Raw genomic sequence first — 22,400 nt, forward strand, 5'->3', positions numbered from 1 at the left:
TTTCTTTTATTATCAATGTTACACGTTACTTATCCACAGATTTTGTGTTTACTAATAATAAGTATTGTTATTTTTTTTTTTAATTTTTAAGAAAAGAAAAATAATCTTTATTATTTTTGTTTTTATTATTTTTGTTTTTATTATTTTTGTTTTTATTATTTTTATTTTTGATTATTTTATTTTGAATATTTATTATGTGTTATCTTGATTAAAATATTAATACTGTATAGAATAATTTGAATATTTTAAAGGGTCTTTTGTATGTCGAAGTCGTATTTAAAAAATTTTGATGTTATTGTTATTGGTGGAGGACATGCTGGTACTGAAGCTGCAGCAGCCTCTGCAAGAGTAGGTTGTAAGACATTATTATTAACTCAAAAAATTACTGATATAGGTGTATTATCTTGTAATCCAGCAATTGGAGGGATAGGAAAAAGTCATTTGGTAAAAGAAATAGATGCTTTGGGTGGTTTAATGGCTAGAGCTATTGATTATTCGGGAATTCAGTTTCGAATTTTGAATTCGAAAAAAGGTCCTGCTGTACGGTCTACTAGAGCCCAAGCTGATAGAATACTTTATTGTCAAAATATAAAAAATTTATTGAACAAAGAAATTAATTTGTTAATTCTAGAAGAAGAAGTAAAAGATTTAATTGTTAAAAACTATCAAGTTGTAGGTGTTTTAACACAAAGTAATGTAAGTTATCATTCTAAATCAGTTGTATTATCTACAGGTACTTTTTTAGGTGGGAAAATACATGTAGGCTTGAAAAGTTATTCTTCTGGAAGAAAAGGAGAAAAAGCATCTATAGATTTAGCTATGCGTTTAAGAGAATTGCCTCTTCGTGTGAATAGATTAAAAACTGGAACACCACCTCGTATTGATATTAATACAATTAATTTTAAAAATTTATTTGTCCAGTATGGTGATATTCCTACTCCTGTTTTTTCCTTTATGGGAAATATTTCTAATCATCCTCTTCAAATACCATGTTTTCTTACACATACTAATGAAAAAACGCATGAAATAATACGCAATAATTTAGATAAGAGTCCTCTATATACAGGTATAATTAAAGGTTTAGGACCTCGATATTGTCCTTCTATTGAAGACAAAATTATTCGTTTTCCTGATAGAAAATCGCATCAAATTTTTTTAGAACCAGAAGGGTTAACTAGTATTGAAATATATCCGAATGGTATTTCAACTAGTTTACCTTTAGATATTCAAAAGGAAATAGTAAGATCTATAAAAGGATTAGAAAAATCTAGAATTATTACTCCTGGTTATGCTGTAGAATATGATTTTTTTGATCCTAAGGATTTGAATCTTACTTTGGAAAGTAAATGGATTAAAAGTCTTTTTTTAGCTGGTCAAATTAATGGTACCACTGGTTATGAAGAAGCTGCTGCTCAAGGACTCCTAGCAGGTTTAAATGCAGCTTTAAGTGCAAAAGATTGTGAACAATGGTTTCCTAGACGTGATCAAGCTTATTTAGGCGTTCTTATTGATGATTTAACTACTCAAGGTGCGAACGAACCTTATCGAATGTTTACTTCAAGGGCTGAATATCGATTAACTTTAAGAGAAGATAATGCTGATTTACGTTTAACTGAAATTGCTTATAAATTGGGATTAGTAGATAATCCAAGATGGATTCGTTATAATGAAAAAGTATTAAATATTAGTAATGAAATAAATCGTTTAAAAAAAATAAAGATATATCCTAAATCTTCTGATGCTAATACCTTGAGTCAGTTGTTTGATATTGTTTTAACTAAAGAAATAAATATTTTAAATTTATTAAAACGTCCTGAAATTACATATAAAAATTTGAAGTTTTTAAAAATATTTGAAACAGGTATTTCTGATTTAGAAGCAGCAGATCAAATAGAAAATGAAATTAAATATGAAGGTTATATTAAAAGACAATTAGAAGAAATTAATAGACATTTAAAAAATGAAAATACTCCCTTGTTACCTACTTATGATTATAATAAAATCAAAGGTTTATCTCATGAAGCAGCTGCTAAGTTAAATGATTATAAACCAGTTTCTGTTGGTCAAGCATCGCGTATTTCTGGTATAACACCAGCCACTATATCTATTTTGTTAATACATTTGAAAAAAGAATATTATAAAAATCATGTTGTATCATAACGAATTGTTTTTTCACTTTTTTACTTTAAAATGTGTAATAATTTTTTTTGATACTGCTTGTTTATTAAAAATTAAAATTAATTTTAAGTAATTAGTTTTTGAATAAATGAATAAAAATAACAATTTTTGATGGTAAAAAAAGAGTAAATAATTTTTTTCAATAAGTTTTAAAAAATAGTTAATTATTAAAAATATTTTTTTTGATTTTATTTATTAATTTAGTATTTTTAAAATTAGTTACTTTATTCTGTTTTTTTTATTTAAATTATATAAAATAAATGAGAAAAATTTATGTTTTTAGAGAAAATATCTAATCCTCAAAAATATATCAGTCATCATTTAAATCATTTGCAAATAGATTTATGTAATTTTAAAATTGTTGAACCAGGAAATATTGCTCCTCATTTTTGGGTTTTAAATATTGATTCAATAATATTTTCTCTTGTATTGGGATGTTTTTTTTTAAGTATCTTTTATACAGTAGCGAAAAAAATTACGACTGGTATTCCGAATAAATTGCAAGCTTGTATTGAATTAATTTTTGATTTTATTAGTTCTAATGTAAAGAGTATGTATCAAGGTCAAAATCCTCTTATTGCACCTTTATCTTTGACGGTTTTTGTTTGGGTTTTTTTAATGAATCTTATGGATTTAATTCCAATTGATTTTCTTCCATTTATTTCTGAAAAATTTTTTCGTTTTCCAGCAATGCGTGTTGTACCATCTGCTGATATTAATATTACATTGTCAATGTCGTTAGGTGTTTTTGTTTTGATTCTGTTTTATAGTATAAAGGTCAAGGGATTAATTGGTTTTTGTAAAGAACTTACTTTACAACCTTTTAATCATCCTGTATTTTTTATTTTTAATTTTTTATTAGAATTAGTTTCTTTATTATCCAAACCAATTTCTTTGGGATTAAGGCTTTTTGGAAATATGTATTCTGGTGAAATGATTTTTATTTTAATTGCCGGTTTACTCCCATGGTGGTCGCAATTTTCTTTAAATGTTCCATGGGCTATTTTTCATATTTTAATAATTTCTCTACAGGCTTTTATTTTTATGGTATTGACGATTGTTTATTTGTCAATGGCTTCTCAATCTCATTAAGATGAAAATTGACCATAATTGTATTGAAAACTGGGGTTTGTAATGGAAAATTTAAATGTTGACATGTTGTACATAGCAGTATCTATTATGATTGGATTGGCAGCAATTGGAGCAGCAATTGGGATTGGTATTTTAGGTAGTAAATTTTTAGAAGGGGCAGCAAGACAACCTGATTTAGTTCCTTTATTAAGAACACAGTTTTTTGTTGTAATGGGATTAGTAGATGCAATTCCAATGATTGCAGTTGGTTTAGGTTTATATATGCTTTTTGCTGTTTCTTGATTTTTTATTTCTTTATAAAAAAAATTATTGTTTTAAATTATAAGTAAAATCTTTACGTTTTTAGATAGCGTAAAGATTAATTTTTATTTTAATACATAAGGTCCATTATCGTGAATCTTAATGCAACAATTCTTGGACAAGCAGTTTCGTTTATTTTATTTGTTTGGTTTTGTATGAAATATATATGGCCTCCTATTATTTTTGCCATTGAGACAAGACAAAAAAAAATTAAAAAATCTTTGATTTCTTTAAAAAAAGCTGAAGAAGAATTTTTAGTTATTCAAAAAAAAATGAATCAGATAATTCAAGATTCTAAAGAAAAAGCATCATTCATTATAAATGAAGCAAATAAACAAAAATCAATGATTTTAGAGAATGCGAAGAATATTGCTGTGGAGGAAAGTAAAAAAATTTTTTTAAAAAATAAATTAGAAATTGATATAAAAGTGATGCAAGCACGTAAAAATTTACATAAAGAAATCGTAGATTTATCAATTTCTATGGCTGAAAAAATTATTAAAGAAAATATTCAAAAAGATCAAAATAAAGACTTAATAAAAAAATTAATTGTTTCTTTATCACAGATAAAAAATTAATATAGGTGAAATATTAATGTCAGTGTTTGATACTATTGCCAGACCATATGCTAAAGCAATTTTCGCATTAGCCATTGAAAATAAATCAATAGAAAAATGGAAAAAAATGTTAATTTTTATTGATGAAATTGTTTCTTCAAAAAAAATTGAGAAATTTTTATCTGGATCTTTATCGCCTGGTTATTTATCATCGTTTTTTATTTTTGTTGCTGGTGATCAAATTGATGAAAAAGCAAGAAATTTAATAAAATTATTAGCTAAAAATCAACGTTTTAAAATATTCAATAATATATTACAAAAGTTTTTAAAATTAGAAACATCTTATCGCGGTAATATGATGGTTGAATTGACTTCAGCATATTCCTTGAAAGAAAATGAGATTATTGATATACGTTGTATATTGCAGAAAATATTTTTATATAAAATCAAGTTTATATATAAAATTGATCATCAAATACTTGATGGTATTATTATAAAAACAAATGATACAGTTTTTGATTTTTCTGTTCGTGGTCGTCTTAAACAATTATCTGAATTTTTAAATTTTTAAGAGAGCATTATATATGCAATTAAATTCTACAGAAATTAGTCAATTAATTAAAGAAAGAATTGCTCAATTTGAAGTGTTTGATCAATCTTATAATGAAGGTACTATTATTTCTGTTAATGATGGTATCATAAAAATTTATGGTCTTTCTAATGTTATGTTAGGAGAAATGATTTTATTACCTGAAAATGAATATGCAATTGCATTAAATATAGAAAGAGACACAATTGGCGCTGTAGTTATGGGACCTTATGTTCATATTACCGAAGGCACTAAGGTCCGATGTACAGGGAGAATTTTAGAAGTTCCAGCAGGTATTGCACTTTTAGGTAGGACAGTTAATGCATTGGGTTTTCCTATTGATGGAAAAGGTTCTATAAAACATGATGTCTACTTGCCAGTAGAAGCAGATGCACCTGGTGTTATCGAACGTCAATCAATTAATCAGCCAATACAAACTGGTTATAAAGCGATTGATGCCATGGTTCCTATTGGTCGTGGACAACGTGAACTAATTATTGGAGATAGACAAACAGGAAAAACGGCACTTGCAATCGATACCATTATTAATCAAAAAACATTTAACATTCCATGTATTTATGTCGCTATAGGGCAAAAACTTTCGACTATTATTAATGTTGTAAAAAAACTAGATGAACACGATGCTTTATTAAATACTATTATTGTTGTCGCTTCAGCTGCAGAAGCAGCTTCTTTACAATATTTAGCACCTTATTCAGGTTGTGCAATGGGGGAATATTTTCGTGATCGAGGAGAAGATGCTTTAATTGTTTATGATGATCTTTCAAAGCATGCAGTAGCGTATCGTCAAATTTCTTTATTATTACGTAGACCTCCTGGAAGAGAAGCATTTCCGGGGGATGTTTTTTATCTTCATTCACGTTTGTTAGAAAGAGCGGCTCGTGTTTCTAAAGAACATGTAAAGAATATTACTAAAGGTAAAACAATTGGAAAAACTGGATCTCTTACAGCCTTACCTATTATTGAAACACAATCTGGTGATGTTTCTGCATTTGTTCCTACAAATGTGATTTCTATTACTGATGGGCAAATATTTTTAGAATCTAATTTGTTTAATTCAGGTATTCGACCCGCTGTTAATGCAGGTATATCTGTATCTCGAGTTGGCAGTGCAGCTCAAACTAAAATTATTAAAAAATTATCTTCTGGAATTCGTACCGCATTAGCTCAATATCATGAACTTGCTGCATTTTCTCAGTTTGCATCTGATTTAGATCAAACAACTCGAAAACAATTAATGCATGGTCAAAAAATTACTGAGTTATTAAAACAAAAACAATATAGTCCTATGTCCATAGCAGAACAAGGATTGATGTTTTTTATTGCTGAAAATAATTTTTTTGATGACATTTCTGTAGAAAAAATTGTTCAATTTGAAAAAGAAATCTTGATGTATGCTTATAGTTATCATTTAGATTTAATGCAAGAAATAAACAAAGATGGAAATTTCAATGATATAATAAAGAAAAAATTTATAGAATTAATTAATAATTTTAAGAATTCTTGATTTTTAAAATTTTATTTTTAATAACATAATAAAAATTCATTGAGAGAAGATAGTGGCAAGTAAAAAAGAAATAAAAGATCAAATAATAAGTGTTACAAATACTAAAAAAATTACTAAAGCTATGGAAATGGTTGCTGTTTCTAAAATGAGAAAAACAGAAGAAAGGATGCGTTTAGGTCGACCGTATTCTGAAATAATTACAAAAGTGATTCATCATGTTTTACAAGGTAGTTTAGAGTATAAACATAGTTATTTGCAAAAAAGAAATAATAAAAGAGTTGGCATAATCATAGTTTCTACTGATCGAGGATTATGTGGAAGTTTAAATACTAATCTTTTTAAACAAGTACTATTTAAAATTCAAGATTTTGCTAAAATAAATATTCCTTGTGATTTAATATTATTTGGTTTAAAAAGTTTATCTGTTTTTAAATTATGTGGTAGTTCTGTTGTTTCAAGTGTAACTAATTTAGGTGAAAATCCTGATTTATCAAAACTAATTGGATCAATTAAAATTATTTTAGAAAAATATCAAAATAATCAAATTGATAAACTTTTTATTGCTTATAATAAATTTCATAACAAATTATCACAGTATCCAAAAATCAGTCAGCTTTTACCACTTTATAGTGAAAATAATATTCTATATAACAAGAAAATAAAATGGGATTATTTATATGAACCAGAATCTAAATTAATTTTAGATACATTGTTTGATCGATATATTGAATCTCAGATTTATCAAAGTATTTTAGAAAATATTGCAAGTGAACAAGCAGCTCGTATGGTTGCCATGAAAACTGCCACAGATAATAGTGGTAATCGTATCAAAGAATTACAGTTGATTTATAATAAAGTTCGTCAAGCTAACATTACTCAAGAATTGACTGAAATTGTTGCAGGAGCATCAGCAGTATCAGTGGATTAAAAATTAGTTAGAGGTTTTAAGATGATAGCTACTGGAAAAATTATCCAAATTATTGGTGCCGTAGTAGATGTAGAATTTAATCAAAATTCAGTGCCAAAGATATATAACGCTCTAGAAGTAAAAAACAAACAAATACAACTTATTTTAGAAGTACAGCAACAATTAGGTGCTGGTGTCGTACGAACAATAGCTATGGGTTCAACTAATGGTTTGAGAAGGGGTTTGACTGTTGTTGATCTTGGACACTATATTAAAGTTCCGGTAGGACAAGCTACTTTAGGTCGAATAATTAATGTATTAGGTAAAACAATAGATGATAAAGGACCATTAAAAAATTTAGATAATTCTAAGTTAGAATATTGGGAAATTCATCGTTCTCCTCCAAGTTATCAAGAACAAGCAGCTTCTCAAGAAATATTAGAAACAGGTATAAAAGTTATTGATTTAATTTGTCCTTTTTCAAAAGGTGGAAAAGTTGGTTTGTTTGGTGGAGCAGGTGTAGGTAAAACAGTTAACATGATGGAGTTGATTAGAAATATTGCCATAGAACATTCTGGTTATTCAGTATTTACTGGAGTTGGTGAAAGAACTCGTGAAGGTAATGATTTTTATCATGAAATGAAAGATTCTAAAGTATTAGATAAAGTTGCCCTTGTCTATGGTCAAATGAATGAACCTCCTGGTAATCGATTACGCGTGGCTTTTACAGGTTTAACTATTGCTGAAAAGTTTCGTGATGAAGGGAGAGATGTTTTGTTATTTATTGATAATATATATCGTTATACCTTAGCTGGAACAGAAGTTTCTGCACTTCTTGGTAGAATGCCTTCTGCTGTCGGTTATCAACCAACTTTAGCTGAAGAAATGGGTTTGCTTCAAGAAAGGATTACTTCGACTAAAGAAGGTTCAATTACATCTGTTCAAGCAGTATATGTCCCAGCAGATGATTTAACTGATCCCTCTCCAGCTACTACATTTGCACACTTGGATTCCACAGTAACATTAAGCCGTCAAATAGCAGCATTAGGTATTTATCCAGCTATTGATCCTTTAAATTCAACTAGTCGTCAATTAGATCCTTATATTGTAGGAGATGAACATTATGAAACAGCACGAGGGGTACAGTCAATCTTACAAAGATATCAAGAATTAAAAGATATCATCGCAATTTTAGGTATGGACGAATTATCTCAAGAAGATAAAATTTTAGTCTCAAGAGCACGTAAGATACAGAGATTTTTATCTCAACCATTTTTTGTAGCAGAAGTATTTACTGGCTTTCCAGGAAAATATGTATCCTTAAAAGATAATATTCGTGCTTTTAAAGGAATTATTGGAGGCGAATTTGATCACTTACCAGAGCAATCTTTTTACATGGTAGGTACTATCGAAGAAGTGATAGAAAAAGCAAAACTATTATAATTAAATATTTCGGATACATCCATGGATTTTTATTTAGATATTGTTAGTGTTAAAAAACGTATATTTTCTGGATTAGTAGATAAAGTACAAGTATCTGGAAGTGAAGGGGAAATGGGAATTTATCCAGGACACACTCAATTGTTGAGTATAATTAAACCAGGTATAATATATATATTCCATAAAAATAAAACAGAAGAATGTCTTTATATATCTGGAGGTATTTTAGAAGTACAACCTTCTTTTGTTTCTATTTTAGCAGATGTTGCTATTCGCGGTATTGATTTAGATCGAAAACGTATTTTAGAAGCAAAGAAACAAGCTGAAGAGCATTTTAAAAAAGAAACAATAACTGTAAAAAAAGATGATGTTTTATTTGAACTTTCTAAAGCTATTGCAAAATTACGTGTTCTTGAAATTATGGATAAATTTAAAAAATAAAGAGTGTTCGCGGCTGGTTTTTTTCCTGCCGCAATTATTAGTTAAACAGTTTTTAGAATTATAAAAAAAATATGAAGATGTTTCATAGTTTTTTTAATTATGTGTTTTAAATATCTATGTTTTCTGCCTTTAAAGCGTTTTTTTGTATAAATTTCCTTCTAGGTTCAACTAAATCTCCCATAAGTGTATTAAACAAATTATCAGCAGAAATAGCATCTTTGATAGTTACTTGCAACATATTTCGCGTTTCAGGATTCATTGTGGTATTCCATAATTGATCTGGATTCATTTCTCCCAGTCCTTTATAACGTTGTATCAACAAACCGCGTTTTGATTCTTTTATCAACCATTCTAATGTATTTTTTATATCAGTTATTTTATGAATTTTTTCTCCTTTTTCTATAAAATTTTCATATTTTTGAAATTTTTTAAATTTTTCACCTAAATTAGTAATTAAGAGATATTCTTCACTTTCTAAAAAATCGTTTTTAAAATCATATTGCATATGATTTGCATATCTTGATGATTGTATACTAGGTTCAAAGATATTCTTATTTTCGTTTCTTTTTATTACTGATTTATACACTGTATTGTTTTTGTCTTTTGTGTTTAGTTTTTTTACTAATTTTTCTATCCAATTTTGAACTGTGTTTTCATTTTTTAAACTATATAAACGAGGATGATAGATTAATTCATTTAATATTAGTTCAGGAAAGTAATTTTTATTATTTTTTATTTTAATTTGAATTTGATTGAAATCAGATACTATTTTTTGAAATTCTTTATTAATTAAACTAAAATCTTTATTTTTTTTATTTTTTACAACAATTTCTTTTAAAGCTATTTTAATTTGATATTTGTTCATCTCTTCGTCATTTTTAATGTATTTCTCTTGTTTTCCTTTTTTAACTTTGTATAAAGGTGGTTGAGCGATATAAACATATCCTTTTTCAATCAATTCCGGTAATTGACGGTAAAAGAATGTTAATAATAGTGTGCGAATATGCGCTCCATCTACATCTGCATCAGTCATTATAATAATATGGTTATATCTTAGTTTATCTAAACTATATTCATTGTTAGCAACGCTGCATCCTAATGCTGTTATAAGTGATGCGACTTCTTGAGATAAGATCATTTTATCAAATTTTGTTTTTTGTACATTTAATATTTTTCCTTTTAAAGGAAGAATTGCTTGATTTTTTCGGTTTCTACCTTGTTTAGCTGATCCACCCGCCGAGTCGCCTTCAACTAAATAAATTTCTGATAATTTAGGATCATTTTCTTGACAATCAGATAGTTTTCCAGGTAATGTACCTAAATCTAACGTTCCTTTCTTTTTATTTATTTCTCTAGCCCGTCTTGCAGCTTCTCTTATTTTAGCTGAATTTATAATTTTTTGAATTATAGATTTTGCATCAATAGGATTTTCTAAAAGATATTCAATAAGATTTTCGTTAATCAATGATTCTATAACCGATTTTACTTCAGAAGAAACTAGTTTATCTTTTGTTTGAGAAGAAAACTTAGGATCAGGTATTTTTATAGATATAATTGCTGTTAATCCTTCTCTTGTATCTTCTCCTGTAATAATTGTTTTATTTTTTTTGTTATATCCTTCACGTTCTATATGTAAATTTAAAGTACGTGTTATTCCTGCTCGAAAACCAGCTAAATGTGTTCCACCATCTTTTTGAGGTATATTGTTAGTAAAACAAAGTATATTTTCTTGATGAGAATTATTCCATTGTATTGCAATTTCTAATTCTATGTGATTTTTAATACATCGAAAATGAAATATATGCGGATTAATTGGAAATTTGTTTTTATTTAAAAATTTAATAAATGCTTTAATACCTCCTTTGTAGTGATAGTTATCTTCTAAATTTATTCGATTGTCTTTTAAGTAAATAGATATGTTAGAATTAAGGAAAGATAATTCTCGTAAACGTTTAGATAAAATTTCATATTTAAATTTTATTTTGTTAGTAAAAATTTTATAACTAGGCCAAAATCTTATATATGTACCTGTTGTATTAGTTGTACCTATAATGCATAAAGGGGACTCTGGATTTCCATTTTTATACATTTGTTGATATTTTTTCTTATTTTTATAAATTACTAGCTCTAATTTTTCTGATAAAGCATTTACCACTGATATTCCTACACCATGTAATCCACCTGATATTTTATAAGAATCATTGTCAAATTTTCCACCTGAGTGCAGTACTGTCATAATAACTTCTGCAGCTGAAATTTTTTCTTCAGGATGTATGTCAGTCGGAATGCCTCTTCCATCATCTCTTATTGATACCGAATTATCAGAATGAATGACTACTTTAATTTCTTTACAAAATCCTGCTAGTGCTTCATCAATAGAATTATCTACAATTTCGAAAACCATATGATGTAGTCCACTTCCATCATCAGTATCTCCAATATACATTCCTGGTCTTTTACGAACAGCATCTAATCCTCTTAATATTTTAATTTTAGAGGAATTATACGTGTCTATCATGTTTTCCCTTATTATTTTTTTATTAATGATATGGTTTTTATAATTAATAATTATATATTTTAAATCTTCAAAGATTTATGTTCTAAAAATTTTTTAACATTTTTAAATTAATTATTTTCATCTTTTTAAAAGCATTATAATATATGCATTTAAAGAATTATTTTCTGCTTCAATTTGTATAGAAGATTTAGACTTATTTAAAAATAATATAATATTTTCACTTTTTATATTATTGATTACATCTAATAAATAATAAACATTTATTGATATTTCTATTGTATCTCCAAGATAATTAATATCGAATAAATCTTCAGCAGTTTCTTCTTCCTGATTGTCAGATAGTACTTTAAATTTATTTTTTTCAATTTTTATTTCAATTCCGCAAAATTTTTCATGAGCTAGAATAGCTGCGCGCAATAGTGATTTTTTTAATAAAGTACAGTTAGCAATAATAGGATTCTTTTTTTCTTTAAATAAGACACTTTCATAATCAGGATATTCACCCTCAATTAATTGAGTGGTAAAAATTAAATCTTTTATATATATTCTAATACTATTAGTACCAATTAAAATATTTAATAATTGTACTTGAGTATTTAATAATCTTGATAATTCCATTACTGCTTTGCTTGGAATAATAATTGAAAAAAAATTGATGTCTTTTTCTAATTTAGAATATGATATTGCTAATCTATATCCATCTGTTGCAACACTACGCAGAAAGTTATCTTTTTTTTCTAATAACATACCATTTAAGTAATATCTTACATCTTGTTTACCCATTGAAAATTCAGTCTTTTCTATCATTTCTTTTAAAATATTTGAAGATATATGAAAATTAGAAATATGATTAAAATTTTGATGGTTTGGAAAATCATCAGCCGATAAAGTACTTAATATATAATTACTATTTTCACAAGAAACATACATTTTTTTTTCTTTCAATTGCATTTTTACTTCTGATTTTTCTGATAAATTTCGACAAATATTTAGAATTTTTCTACCTGAAATAGTTATTTTTCCTGGGGTATATTTTGTTATAATTTTAATTTTTGAAACGAGTTCTATTTCTAAATTCGTTGTTGTTAAAGATAAAATTCCATTTTCAATTTGTATTAATATATTTTCTAAAATAGGAAATGAAACATTTTTGATGAGCAATCGAGTTATTTTTTTTAAATTTTCAACTAAAATATCATTCTGAATAGTAAATTTCATAATATCACACTGATAGAGTTCTGATTAAATTTGAAAAATCTTCTTTAATATCGTTACTTTCTTCACGTAATTGTTCAATTTTGCGACAAGCATGTAGTACTGTAGTATGATCTCTTCCGCTGAAAGCATCTCCAATTTCAGGTAAACTATGATTAGTTAATTCTTTTGCCATAGCCATTGCCATTTGTCTCGGACGAGCTACTGAACGAGAACGTCGCCTAGATAATAAATCTGCTACTTTTATTTTGTAATATTCTGCAACTGTTTTTTGAATGTTATCAATAGTAACAAGTTTTTCCTGTAAAGCTAATATATCTCGAAGTGCTTCACGAACAAATTCTACAGTAATCGAACGATGAGTAAAATTAGCATTAACGATTACTCTATTTAAAGCTCCTTCTAGTTCACGAACATTAGAACGTAAATGTTTAGCTATAAAAAATGCAACTTCGTCAGGCAATATAACATTGTTTTCATCTGCTTTTTTTATTAATATAGCAACTCTAGTTTCTAATTCTGGTGGATCAATAGCAACTGTAAGACCCCAACCGAACCTTGATTTCAAACGATCTTCAACACCATTAATTTCCTTAGGATAACGATCTGAAGTTAAAATAATTTGTTGATTTCCTTCTAAAAGAGCGTTAAATGTATGAAAGAATTCTTCTTGAGAACGTTCTTTATGTGCAAAAAATTGAATATCATCAATTAATAATGCATCAACAGAACGATAGTATAATTTAAATTTTTCAATAGCATTGTTTTGTAAAGCTTTTACCATATCTTGTACAAAACGTTCAGAATGCATGTAGATGATTTTAACATTATATTTATATGCTAATATTCCGTTCCCGATAGCGTGTAACAAATGTGTTTTTCCTAATCCCGTACCTCCATACAAAAAAAGTGGATTATAGGAATTTCCAGGGTTATTAGCTACTTGAGATGCAGCTGCTCGTGCTAATTGATTTGATTTTCCCTCTATAAAATTTTCAAAATTATGTTTTTTATTAATGTTAGAACGACAAGACGATTTTTCGAAAATTGGTATTTTATTCCAAATTAATTTTTCATTTTTATTTTGTATTTTTTGTAAAATATTTTTTTTAAATTTTTTTTCTTTAGAAGTTTGGTATACTTTAAACTTGATTGAAGGTGAATTAGAACCACAAAAATCTCGTAATATTTTTTTAAAATGAATTAAATATTTGTCTTTTACCCAATCTAAAATAAATTGATTTGGAGTATATATTTCTAAAATATTATTGTTTAGTTTGGCTTTCAGAGAGCGTATCCACATACTAAATTCTGTAGATGGTAACTCGTCCTGCAACCGGTCAAGACACTGTTTCCAAAGACAAAGTGACACGGTAGTCTCCAAGCGAACAAAATTAAATAAAATTTGAAAAAGTTACTATTTTTTCTTTTTCTATTTTGACACATATATTTCATATAAAAAAAATTATATTTTTTTATATTAAAAGTTATACAATTTAAGATTAGTGAGTATAACGAAAAGGATGTAATATATTTTTTAGACATTTTTTTATCTAAAGAAGTAATGTTGAGATGTAATTTTGTTTTTATAGATAAAAATACATTTATCATGTCAAAATAAAATATTAAAAAAGTGTTTTTTTAAATAATTTTATTTTTGATTTTGTTTTTTTACAAAGAAAAATTGAATATTGATTTAATATCTAAACTAAATTTAGTTTTATCATTTAAAAAAAATCTTCTTCTCTTCTTTTTTTAGAGAATCTTATTAATTATATTTAATAAAGTATATTCAGGTAAATACTAAAATGAAACGAACTTTTCAACCATCAATATTAAAACGTAATCGTTCACATGGATTTAGAATTCGAATGGCAACTAAAAATGGTCGTTATATTTTATCACGTAGACGTGCAAAATTGAGAACACGTTTAACTGTTTCTAGTAAATAATAGGTTAAATATAGTGTTAAATTATTTTTTTAAAAAAAAATCAAGGTTGTTAAGATCCGTAAATTTTCAATATGTTTTTAGCAATCCTTGTACTAAAAGCACTTTTCAAATAAACATATTAGGACGTTCTAATTTATTAGGACATCCTAGATTAGGTCTTAGTATATCTCGCAAAAATATCAAACATGCACACAAGCGTAATACAATTAAACGATTAATTCGAGAAACTTTTCGTTTATTACAACATAAATTAATTTCAATGGATTTTATTGTTATAGCGAAAAAAAACATTGTTTATTTAAACAATAAAAAAATAACAAATATATTGGAGAATATATGGTCAAATTATCATCGATAGTTGTATTTTTTCTAACTTTTTTTATTTTAATTTATCAAAATTTTATTAGTTTTTTTATGCAGCCAAATTGTCGTTTTTATCCTACTTGTTCAACATATATGATTTTATCTTTACGTGAATTTGGAGTTATTAAAGGTATTATTTTAACAATTTTACGTTTATGTAAATGTCATCCATTTCATGCAGGAGGGGATGATTTATTGCCTTCTAAAATTAAAGATAAAAGTGAATATTAATGATGGAATTACAGCGTAATTTTTTTATTTTTGCCTTTTTGTTTGCTTCTTTTTTGTTATGGCAAGCATGGCAGAGTCAATCATTAACAAAAAATAAAACAAATGAAACGACTAATTCTCTTTTTAATTCAAATTATAAAAAAGAAGATAAGAATCAAATAATTATTCAAAATGACGTAATGCGTTTAGTTATAAATATGTATGGAGGTGATGTAGAAGAAGCAAGTTTACTTAATTATAAAGAAAAATTAAATTCTCCTAAGTGTTTAAAATTATTAGAAACAACATCTGATTTTGTCTATCAGGCACAAAGTGGACTTATTGGAAGAGATGGTCCAGATAATTCAATAAATGGTATTAGACCACTGTATTCTGCAAAAAAAAATTTTTTTGAATTACGCAATAATAAAAATGAGTTACGTGTTCCAATAACTTTTATTGGAAAAAATGGGGTAACTTATATAAAAAACTTTATCCTTAAATCAGGAAGATATGATGTACAAGTAGAATACGATATTCACAATTCCACTAAGAAAAACTTAGAATTAAGTATTTTTGGACAACTCAAACAAACTATTAAATTACCTAAAAACCGTGATATTTATAGCGGTAATTTCGCCCTTCAGACTTTTCGTGGTGCTGCTTATTCAAGTTCAGATACGAAATATGAAAAATATAAATTTGATAATATTGCTAATAATAAACATTTACATATTATGACTTACGATGGTTGGATTGCCATGCTGCAACAGTATTTTGTTGTTTCTTGGATACCTGAAACTAGTATTAGTTCTAATATAATGTATACATCCTACCTAGACAACAGTATTGCTGTAATTGGATATAAATCTTCTTTAATTAACATTCCGTCTGATTCTAGATATGTCATAAAATCTAAATTATGGATAGGGCCTGAAAAACAGCAAGAGATGGCGTTAGTGGCACCCAATTTAGATTTAACAGTAGATTATGGTTGGCTTTGGTTTTTATCTCAGCCTTTGTTTAAATTGTTAAGTATTATACATAATTTTATAGGAAATTGGGGTTTTTCTATTGTTTTAATTACTTTTATGATGAAAGGTATTACTTATCCTTTAACAAAAGCGCAATATACTTCTATGGCAAAAATGCGCGAATTACAACCAAAAATTAATGAGTTAAAGAAAAATTTTGGACATGATAAACAAAGAATGAGTAGAGAAATGATGGCTTTATATAAAAAGGAAAAAATAAATCCATTAGGTGGTTGTTTACCAATTTTTATTCAAATGCCTATTTTTTTATCTCTTTATTATATGTTAATTGGTTCTGTTGAATTACGTCATGCTCCTTTTTTATTTTGGATAAAAGATTTATCTGATCAGGATCCATATTATGTTTTACCCATAGTTATGGGTTTAACTATGTTTTTTATCCAAAAAACATCATCTAATAGTATTTCAGATCCATTCCAACAAAAAATAATGAGTTTTATGCCTGTTGTTTTTACGCTGTTTTTTTTATGGTTTCCATCAGGATTAGTTCTATATTATATAATAAGTAATTTAGTTACTATTATACAGCAAAAATTTATTTTATCTAATTTCAAAAAGAAATAAAAGATAAAAATTACTTGTTTTTTTATTTAAAGACTAAGAAAATATTTTATGATTCAAAATGAAACTATTATTGCTCAAGTTACTTGTCCTGGAAAAAGTTCTGTTGGAATATTGAGAGTTTCAGGGATTTACGCAAATCAGGTTGCTATGAAAGTATTAGGTAAAGTTCCTAAACCAAGATTTGCTACTTATTCAAAATTTTTTGATAAAAATAAAAAGGTATTAGATGAAGGTATATCTTTATGGTTTCCTGCACCTTTTTCTTTCACAGGTGAAGATGTACTAGAACTTCAATGTCATGGTAGTCCATTTATTATGGACTTATTAATGAAAAGAATTTTATGTATAAAAAATATTAAAATAAGAATAGCTCAACCAGGTGAATTTTGTCAACGCGCATTTTTAAATGGAAAAATAGATTTAATTCAAGCAGAAGCAATAGACGATTTAATTAATTCTGAAACAGAATCAGTTGTTCGAGCATCTTTAAATTCTTTACATGGATCTTTTTCGCTTTATATTCAAGAATTAACAAAAAAACTAATTGAATTTCGTACTAATATAGAAACAAGTATAGATTTTTCAGAAGAAAATATTGATTTTGATTTTAATATTCTTGTTACATCAAATTTTAAACAACTAAACAGTGAATTTTTAAAAATAAAGAGTATAGTTTCAGAAGGTAGCTTGATAAGAGAAGCAAAAAAAATAGCAATTGTTGGACCACCGAATGCAGGAAAATCTAGTTTATTAAATATTTTATCATGTCGTGATAGAGCGATAGTTACTAATTTTCCTGGTACAACCCGTGATCTTCTTTATGAACATATAAATATTCATGGTATTTCATGTGAAATAATTGATACTGCAGGTTTACGTAATACACAAGATGAAATTGAAAAAATTGGAATTCAACGTTCTTGGCAGGTTATTAAAAATTCTGATCACATTCTTTACGTAATGGATAAAACAATCAGTTTAGAAGATCAAAAAAAATTGTCTATGCAGTTTATGAAAAAGATTTCTTCTTATAAGATAAAAGAAGTAACTTTTATTTTAAATAAAAATGATTTAGTAGAAGATTTTTTTGGAATTAAAAAAATTGGAAATTTATTATTTATTAGTATTTCTGCTCTTACAGGTCAAGGAATTGATATTTTAAAACAACATCTCTCAAATAGAGAAATAAATAAAAGTAAAGAGAGTCTTTTTATTGCTCGAAGACGTCACATTCATCAAATTGATTTATCGTATTGTGAATTTTTAAAAGCTCAAAAAGATTGGTTAAGGTATAAAAATATTGAATTACTGGCTGAATCACTTAATATTATTAATAAATTATTGGGAGAAATAACAGGTGAATTTACTTCTAGTGATTTATTAAAACGTATTTTTTCTACTTTTTGTATAGGAAAATAAAATTTTTGCCCGGAGGCGGAATTGAACCACCGACACGGGGATTTTCAGTCCCCTGCTCTACCAACTGAGCTATCCGGGCAATTTTGATATTAAATCATCAAAGATAAAACTTTGTCAATCTTTTTTTATAGAAGTTGGTTTTGAATTTTAATTTAATCCATTTATTATCTACTTTTAAGTATAAAATAAAAATTAAAAATAAAAAAATAATTTTTACCCTTGAAAGTTTTAGTAAGCATCCCTATATTTAAATATATAGAAAAAGTGTTAAAAAAAATAATTTTTTAATATAATTAAGAAGGATTACTCACAGGAGTATTATTATATGAAAATTCGTCCTTTGCATGATCGTGTACTTGTAAAACGTAACGAAGCAGAATTAAAGTCTGCAGGTGGTATTGTTCTTACAGGTTCTGCTGCAGGAAAGTCTACTCGCGGAACGATTACAGCAGTTGGTAATGGCCGTGTACTAGATAATGGTCAAATTAAGCCATTAGATGTTAAAGTTGGTGATGTTGTAATTTTTAATGAAGGTTATGGTGCAAAAACAGAAAAAATTGATAATGAAGAACTATTAATTTTAACTGAAAGTGACATTTTAGCAATTGTTGAATAGTAAACTAAGTTAGTAAACTAAATCATATGCTATATCCATAAAAACAATATATTTAAGGAAATGTCAAAAATGGCCGCTAAAGATGTAAAATTTGGTAATGAAGCACGAATTAAAATGCTTCGCGGAGTAAATGTATTAGCAGATGCAGTTAAAGTAACTTTAGGACCAAAAGGTAGAAACGTAGTTTTAGATAAATCTTTTGGAGCACCTAGTATTACTAAAGACGGAGTATCAGTAGCCCGTGAAATTGAACTAGAAGATAAGTTTGAAAACATGGGAGCTCAAATGGTAAAAGAAGTTGCATCAAAAGCAAATGATGCAGCAGGTGATGGTACAACAACAGCTACGTTATTAGCACAATCTATAGTAAATGAAGGTTTAAAAGCTGTAGCAGCTGGAATGAATCCTATGGATCTAAAACGTGGAATTGATAAAGCTGTTATTAGTGCTGTTGAAGAATTAAAAAATTTATCTGTACCGTGCTCAGATTCTAAAGCTATTACGCAAGTTGGTACTATTTCTGCAAACGCAGATGAAAAAGTTGGTGCTTTGATTGCAGAAGCAATGGAAAAAGTTGGTAACGATGGAGTTATTACAGTAGAAGAAGGAACGGGTCTTCAAAACGAACTTGAAGTCGTCAAAGGTATGCAGTTTGATAGAGGTTATCTATCTCCTTATTTTATTAATAAGCCAGAAACCGGTGTTGTTGAATTAGAAAATCCATATATTTTAATGGCTGATAAAAAAATTTCTAATGTTCGCGAAATGTTACCAATATTAGAGTCTGTTGCAAAATCTGGAAAACCATTATTAATAATTTCAGAAGATTTAGAAGGAGAAGCATTAGCTACTCTAGTAGTAAACTCGATGAGAGGCATTGTTAAAGTTGCTGCTGTAAAAGCTCCTGGATTCGGTGATAGACGTAAGGCAATGTTACAAGATATTTCTGTTTTAACTGGCGGTTCTGTAATATCTGAAGAATTAGCTATGGATCTAGAAAAATCTACTTTAGAAGATTTAGGACAAGCCAAAAGAGTTGTAATTAACAAAGATACTACGACTATAATCGGTGGTGTTGGAGAAAAACAAGCTATTCAAAGTCGTATTAGTCAAATTCGTCAAGAAATTCAAGAAGCTACTTCTGATTACGATAAAGAAAAGTTAAATGAACGTTTAGCTAAACTATCTGGAGGTGTTGCGGTACTTAAAGTAGGTGCTGCTACAGAAGTAGAGATGAAAGAGAAAAAAGCTCGAGTAGAAGATGCCTTACATGCTACTCGTGCTGCTGTAGAAGAAGGTGTTGTTGCTGGTGGAGGTGTTGCTTTAGTTCGTGTAGCTGGAAAAATATCTAATTTACGTGGTCATAATGAAGATCAAAATGTTGGTATTAGAGTTGCTCTTCGTGCAATGGAAGCTCCATTACGTCAAATTGTTTCAAATTCTGGTGAAGAACCTTCCGTAGTTACTAACAATGTGAAAGATGGAAAAGGTAATTACGGTTATAATGCGGCTACCGATGAATATGGTGACATGATTGATTTTGGTATATTAGATCCAACTAAAGTTACTAGATCTGCTTTACAATATGCCGCTTCTGTTGCTGGTTTAATGATTACAACAGAATGTATGGTAACTGATTTGCCAAAAGAAGACAAAACTTCTGATGCTAGTTCATCTCCTGCTGGTGGAATGGGCGGTATGGGCGGAATGATGTAAAAATTTTTAGTTAATACTTTTTAAATTAATTTAAAGATATCTTTCCTCAGATGTATCTTTCTGAGGAAAGATTTTATTTTTTTACTAATAAAAAGCATAAAATTAACTATTTATATTAAATGATAATTAATTTGTTATCTTTTGATCCATTGTCAAAAACTAATCTTGGTACTAAAAAACCTGATACCATTTTCATTAAGTCTGATATAATAGATTTGGCTTTTTTATTTGAAACTAAAAAATGTGATGTTCCTTTGACTTTATCTAAAATATGTAAATAATATGGAATAATATTATTTTCACATAAAATATTGCTAAGTTCCGCTAAAACAATAGCATTGTCGTTAATATTTTTTAGTAAAACACTTTGATTGAGTAAAATAACATTAGATTTTTTTAATTTTAATAGACTATCACTTAATTGTTTATTAATTTCTTGAGGATGATTAATGTGAGTTACAATAATAATTTTTAAAGTTGAATTAAAAAAAATTTGACAGAGATCAGAAGTTATTCGATTTGGTATTACAATAGGCAATCTAGTATGAATTCTTAACCTTTTTATATGTTTTATTCTAGATAAGGATGTAATAAGCCATAGTAATTCATGATCTTTTGCCATTAATGGATCTCCTCCTGAAAGAATTACTTCATTTAACTGTATATTTTGACTAATATAATGAAGTATTTTCATCCAGTTTTTTTTATTTCCCTTATTTGTTTCATATGGAAAATGTTTTCTAAAACAATATCTACAATTAATGGCACAATTTGTTTTTAATAGCCATAGTACACGATCTTTATATTTATGTAATAGTCCTGGTAAAACAATATTTTTTCGTTCTTTTATAGGATCTTCATTAAATTCTGAACTGTTTAATAATTCTTGATTATTTGTAATTACTTGTAATAATAATGGATCTTTAGGATCTCTTTTTCTCATTCTTAATGCAAAAGAATAAGGAACACGAAATGGGAAAAGTTTTCTTGATTCAGCGTTGTAATATTTTGAATGCTGTTCTAAGTGAAGAAATTTTAATAATTTTTTTGGTTCAATAATAGAATTTGCAATTTCATATAACCAAGAATCTTTTTTTCTGTTTGTTTTTTTCGTTGTTTGAAGTTTCATTAATTTATTTAAAATAGAGGTTTTTATGAGAGTATATCATAGTAATAATTTTCGTTCAGGTCGTAAAATTATTTTTGAAAAAGAACCCTGTTTGATAGAATCAAGTGAATTTGTTAAACCAGGAAAAGGTCAAGCTTTTGTTCGTGTAAAGTTAAGAAAATTATTAACAAATCAACTAATAGAAAAGACATTTAAATCTACAGATTCTTTGGAAATTGCTGATGTTTTGGAATGTACACTATCTTATTTATATAATGATGGTCATTTTTGGTATTTTATTAATAATAATAATTTTGAAGAATTATCAGTAGATAAAAAAATTGTTGGTGTTAATAAAAAATGGTTATTAGAACAAGACACATGTGTTGTTACTTTTTGGAATAATCAACCAATTTCTATTACACCTAATATTTTTGTAGAACTTAAAGTTATAGATACGGAGATAACCTTAAAGAGTGATACAGTAAATACTACCACTAAATTGGCTAAATTAAGTACAGGTGCTATTCTTAAAGTTCCTTTATTTATACAAAATGGATCACTTATTAAAGTAGACACTCGATCTGGTGAATATGTATCTAGAATTAAATAAAAATTATTTATTTCTAATT

General features: G+C 27.2%; 21 protein-coding genes and 1 tRNA gene. 17 read left to right on the forward strand and 5 right to left on the reverse strand.

Features of this window, described 5'->3' with window-relative positions; genetic code table 11:
• The first annotated feature begins 261 nt into the window (after nucleotides 1-261).
• From mnmG to D9V76_RS00050, 9 genes are all read left to right on the forward strand, one after another.
• Nucleotides 262-2,160 carry a tRNA uridine-5-carboxymethylaminomethyl(34) synthesis enzyme MnmG gene (gene mnmG, locus D9V76_RS00010; RefSeq protein ID WP_158336797.1) on the forward strand — a complete coding sequence of 633 codons (1,899 nt, stop codon included), beginning with the start codon at nucleotides 262-264 and terminating at the stop codon, nucleotides 2,158-2,160.
• A gap of 291 nt (nucleotides 2,161-2,451) precedes the next feature.
• A complete protein-coding gene (gene atpB, locus D9V76_RS00015) occupies nucleotides 2,452-3,270 on the forward strand; it encodes a F0F1 ATP synthase subunit A (protein ID WP_158336798.1) in 819 nt (272 codons plus the stop codon).
• 42 nt (nucleotides 3,271-3,312) lie between these two features.
• Nucleotides 3,313-3,552, forward strand: a complete 240-nt coding sequence (gene atpE, locus D9V76_RS00020) for a F0F1 ATP synthase subunit C (protein ID WP_158336799.1) — start codon at nucleotides 3,313-3,315, stop codon at nucleotides 3,550-3,552.
• Between the two features lie 110 nt (nucleotides 3,553-3,662).
• Nucleotides 3,663-4,148, forward strand: a complete 486-nt coding sequence (locus D9V76_RS00025) for a F0F1 ATP synthase subunit B (protein WP_158336800.1) — start codon at nucleotides 3,663-3,665, stop codon at nucleotides 4,146-4,148.
• 16 nt (nucleotides 4,149-4,164) lie between these two features.
• A complete protein-coding gene (gene atpH, locus D9V76_RS00030; protein ID WP_158336801.1) occupies nucleotides 4,165-4,698 on the forward strand; it encodes an ATP synthase F1 subunit delta in 534 nt (177 codons plus the stop codon).
• Nucleotides 4,699-4,711: 13 nt separating this feature from the next.
• Entirely contained in the window at nucleotides 4,712-6,244 is a 1,533-nt protein-coding gene (gene atpA, locus D9V76_RS00035; RefSeq protein WP_158336802.1) for a F0F1 ATP synthase subunit alpha, read from the forward strand.
• Nucleotides 6,245-6,296: 52 nt separating this feature from the next.
• The gene (gene atpG / locus D9V76_RS00040) at nucleotides 6,297-7,172 is read left to right on the forward strand and encodes a F0F1 ATP synthase subunit gamma (RefSeq protein WP_158336803.1); all 876 of its coding nucleotides are present in this window, start codon (nucleotides 6,297-6,299) and stop codon (nucleotides 7,170-7,172) included.
• A 24-nt stretch (nucleotides 7,173-7,196) separates the two neighbouring features.
• Complete coding sequence (gene atpD, locus D9V76_RS00045) at nucleotides 7,197-8,594, forward strand: F0F1 ATP synthase subunit beta (protein ID WP_158337702.1); 1,398 nt, start codon at nucleotides 7,197-7,199, stop codon at nucleotides 8,592-8,594.
• 21 nt (nucleotides 8,595-8,615) lie between these two features.
• Nucleotides 8,616-9,032 carry a F0F1 ATP synthase subunit epsilon gene (locus tag D9V76_RS00050; RefSeq protein ID WP_158336804.1) on the forward strand — a complete coding sequence of 139 codons (417 nt, stop codon included), beginning with the start codon at nucleotides 8,616-8,618 and terminating at the stop codon, nucleotides 9,030-9,032.
• 106 nt (nucleotides 9,033-9,138) lie between these two features.
• Here the strand turns inward: D9V76_RS00050 and gyrB are convergent, their stop codons facing one another.
• The 3 genes from gyrB to dnaA form a co-directional block, all read right to left on the reverse strand.
• A complete protein-coding gene (gene gyrB / locus D9V76_RS00055; protein ID WP_158336805.1) occupies nucleotides 9,139-11,550 on the reverse strand; it encodes a DNA topoisomerase (ATP-hydrolyzing) subunit B in 2,412 nt (803 codons plus the stop codon).
• A 117-nt stretch (nucleotides 11,551-11,667) separates the two neighbouring features.
• Nucleotides 11,668-12,768, reverse strand: coding sequence for a DNA polymerase III subunit beta (gene dnaN / locus D9V76_RS00060; protein ID WP_158336806.1), 1,101 nt, complete (start codon nucleotides 12,766-12,768; stop codon nucleotides 11,668-11,670).
• A 4-nt stretch (nucleotides 12,769-12,772) separates the two neighbouring features.
• Nucleotides 12,773-14,137, reverse strand: coding sequence for a chromosomal replication initiator protein DnaA (gene dnaA / locus D9V76_RS00065; RefSeq protein ID WP_158336807.1), 1,365 nt, complete (start codon nucleotides 14,135-14,137; stop codon nucleotides 12,773-12,775).
• A 436-nt stretch (nucleotides 14,138-14,573) separates the two neighbouring features.
• On the opposite strand from dnaA, the gene rpmH reads away from it, so the two are divergent.
• Genes rpmH through mnmE form a run of 5 tightly spaced genes read left to right on the forward strand, consistent with a single transcriptional unit; the run spans nucleotide 14,574 to nucleotide 18,328 of the window.
• Nucleotides 14,574-14,717, forward strand: a complete 144-nt coding sequence (gene rpmH, locus D9V76_RS00070) for a 50S ribosomal protein L34 (RefSeq protein WP_009873975.1) — start codon at nucleotides 14,574-14,576, stop codon at nucleotides 14,715-14,717.
• Nucleotides 14,718-14,730: 13 nt separating this feature from the next.
• Nucleotides 14,731-15,075, forward strand: a complete 345-nt coding sequence (rnpA, locus tag D9V76_RS00075; protein WP_158336808.1) for a ribonuclease P protein component — start codon at nucleotides 14,731-14,733, stop codon at nucleotides 15,073-15,075.
• Entirely contained in the window at nucleotides 15,054-15,311 is a 258-nt protein-coding gene (yidD, locus tag D9V76_RS00080; protein ID WP_158336809.1) for a membrane protein insertion efficiency factor YidD, read from the forward strand. The genes rnpA and yidD overlap by 22 nt, the downstream gene beginning before the upstream one ends.
• Before the next feature lie 2 nt (nucleotides 15,312-15,313).
• A complete protein-coding gene (yidC, locus tag D9V76_RS00085) occupies nucleotides 15,314-16,909 on the forward strand; it encodes a membrane protein insertase YidC (protein ID WP_158336810.1) in 1,596 nt (531 codons plus the stop codon).
• 48 nt (nucleotides 16,910-16,957) lie between these two features.
• Nucleotides 16,958-18,328: a tRNA uridine-5-carboxymethylaminomethyl(34) synthesis GTPase MnmE gene (gene mnmE / locus D9V76_RS00090; protein ID WP_158336812.1), complete on the forward strand. Its 1,371-nt coding sequence runs from the start codon at nucleotides 16,958-16,960 to the stop codon at nucleotides 18,326-18,328.
• Between the two features lie 6 nt (nucleotides 18,329-18,334).
• Here the strand turns inward: mnmE and D9V76_RS00095 are convergent.
• Nucleotides 18,335-18,407, reverse strand: a tRNA-Phe gene (locus D9V76_RS00095).
• 246 nt (nucleotides 18,408-18,653) lie between these two features.
• Here D9V76_RS00095 and D9V76_RS00100 point away from each other — a divergent pair.
• On the forward strand, nucleotides 18,654-18,944 hold the full coding sequence (locus D9V76_RS00100; RefSeq protein WP_158336814.1) for a co-chaperone GroES: 291 nt from the start codon (nucleotides 18,654-18,656) through the stop codon (nucleotides 18,942-18,944).
• 69 nt (nucleotides 18,945-19,013) lie between these two features.
• A complete protein-coding gene (gene groL / locus D9V76_RS00105; RefSeq protein ID WP_158337704.1) occupies nucleotides 19,014-20,660 on the forward strand; it encodes a chaperonin GroEL in 1,647 nt (548 codons plus the stop codon).
• Nucleotides 20,661-20,775: 115 nt separating this feature from the next.
• Here groL and epmB read toward each other — a convergent pair whose 3' ends face one another.
• A complete protein-coding gene (gene epmB / locus D9V76_RS00110) occupies nucleotides 20,776-21,789 on the reverse strand; it encodes an EF-P beta-lysylation protein EpmB (RefSeq protein WP_158336816.1) in 1,014 nt (337 codons plus the stop codon).
• A gap of 25 nt (nucleotides 21,790-21,814) precedes the next feature.
• Here epmB and efp point away from each other — a divergent pair, with 25 nt between their 5' ends.
• Nucleotides 21,815-22,381 carry an elongation factor P gene (gene efp, locus D9V76_RS00115; protein WP_158336818.1) on the forward strand — a complete coding sequence of 189 codons (567 nt, stop codon included), beginning with the start codon at nucleotides 21,815-21,817 and terminating at the stop codon, nucleotides 22,379-22,381.
• Nucleotides 22,382-22,400: the final 19 nt, after the last annotated feature.

It is taken from the genome of Buchnera aphidicola (Rhopalosiphum padi), assembly GCF_005080845.1.
GTDB classification, from domain to species: domain Bacteria; phylum Pseudomonadota; class Gammaproteobacteria; order Enterobacterales; family Enterobacteriaceae; genus Buchnera; species Buchnera aphidicola_AO.

Bases quoted from the DNA above. Each gene is read 5' to 3' on its own strand.
- D9V76_RS00050 (WP_158336804.1), top strand. From the start codon at position 8,616: ATGGATTTTTATTTAGATATTGTTAGTGTTAAAAAACGTATATTTTCT.
- mnmE (WP_158336812.1), top strand. From the start codon at position 16,958: ATGATTCAAAATGAAACTATTATTGCTCAAGTTACTTGTCCTGGAAAA.
- groL (WP_158337704.1), top strand. From the start codon at position 19,014: ATGGCCGCTAAAGATGTAAAATTTGGTAATGAAGCACGAATTAAAATG.
- yidC (WP_158336810.1), top strand. From the start codon at position 15,314: ATGGAATTACAGCGTAATTTTTTTATTTTTGCCTTTTTGTTTGCTTCT.
- gyrB (WP_158336805.1), bottom strand. From the start codon at position 11,550: ATGATAGACACGTATAATTCCTCTAAAATTAAAATATTAAGAGGATTA.
- efp (WP_158336818.1), top strand. From the start codon at position 21,815: ATGAGAGTATATCATAGTAATAATTTTCGTTCAGGTCGTAAAATTATT.
- epmB (WP_158336816.1), bottom strand. From the start codon at position 21,789: ATGAAACTTCAAACAACGAAAAAAACAAACAGAAAAAAAGATTCTTGG.
- atpA (WP_158336802.1), top strand. From the start codon at position 4,712: ATGCAATTAAATTCTACAGAAATTAGTCAATTAATTAAAGAAAGAATT.
- D9V76_RS00100 (WP_158336814.1), top strand. From the start codon at position 18,654: ATGAAAATTCGTCCTTTGCATGATCGTGTACTTGTAAAACGTAACGAA.
- dnaN (WP_158336806.1), bottom strand. From the start codon at position 12,768: ATGAAATTTACTATTCAGAATGATATTTTAGTTGAAAATTTAAAAAAA.
- atpE (WP_158336799.1), top strand. From the start codon at position 3,313: ATGGAAAATTTAAATGTTGACATGTTGTACATAGCAGTATCTATTATG.
- yidD (WP_158336809.1), top strand. From the start codon at position 15,054: ATGGTCAAATTATCATCGATAGTTGTATTTTTTCTAACTTTTTTTATT.
- mnmG (WP_158336797.1), top strand. From the start codon at position 262: ATGTCGAAGTCGTATTTAAAAAATTTTGATGTTATTGTTATTGGTGGA.
- rpmH (WP_009873975.1), top strand. From the start codon at position 14,574: ATGAAACGAACTTTTCAACCATCAATATTAAAACGTAATCGTTCACAT.
- atpB (WP_158336798.1), top strand. From the start codon at position 2,452: ATGTTTTTAGAGAAAATATCTAATCCTCAAAAATATATCAGTCATCAT.
- atpH (WP_158336801.1), top strand. From the start codon at position 4,165: ATGTCAGTGTTTGATACTATTGCCAGACCATATGCTAAAGCAATTTTC.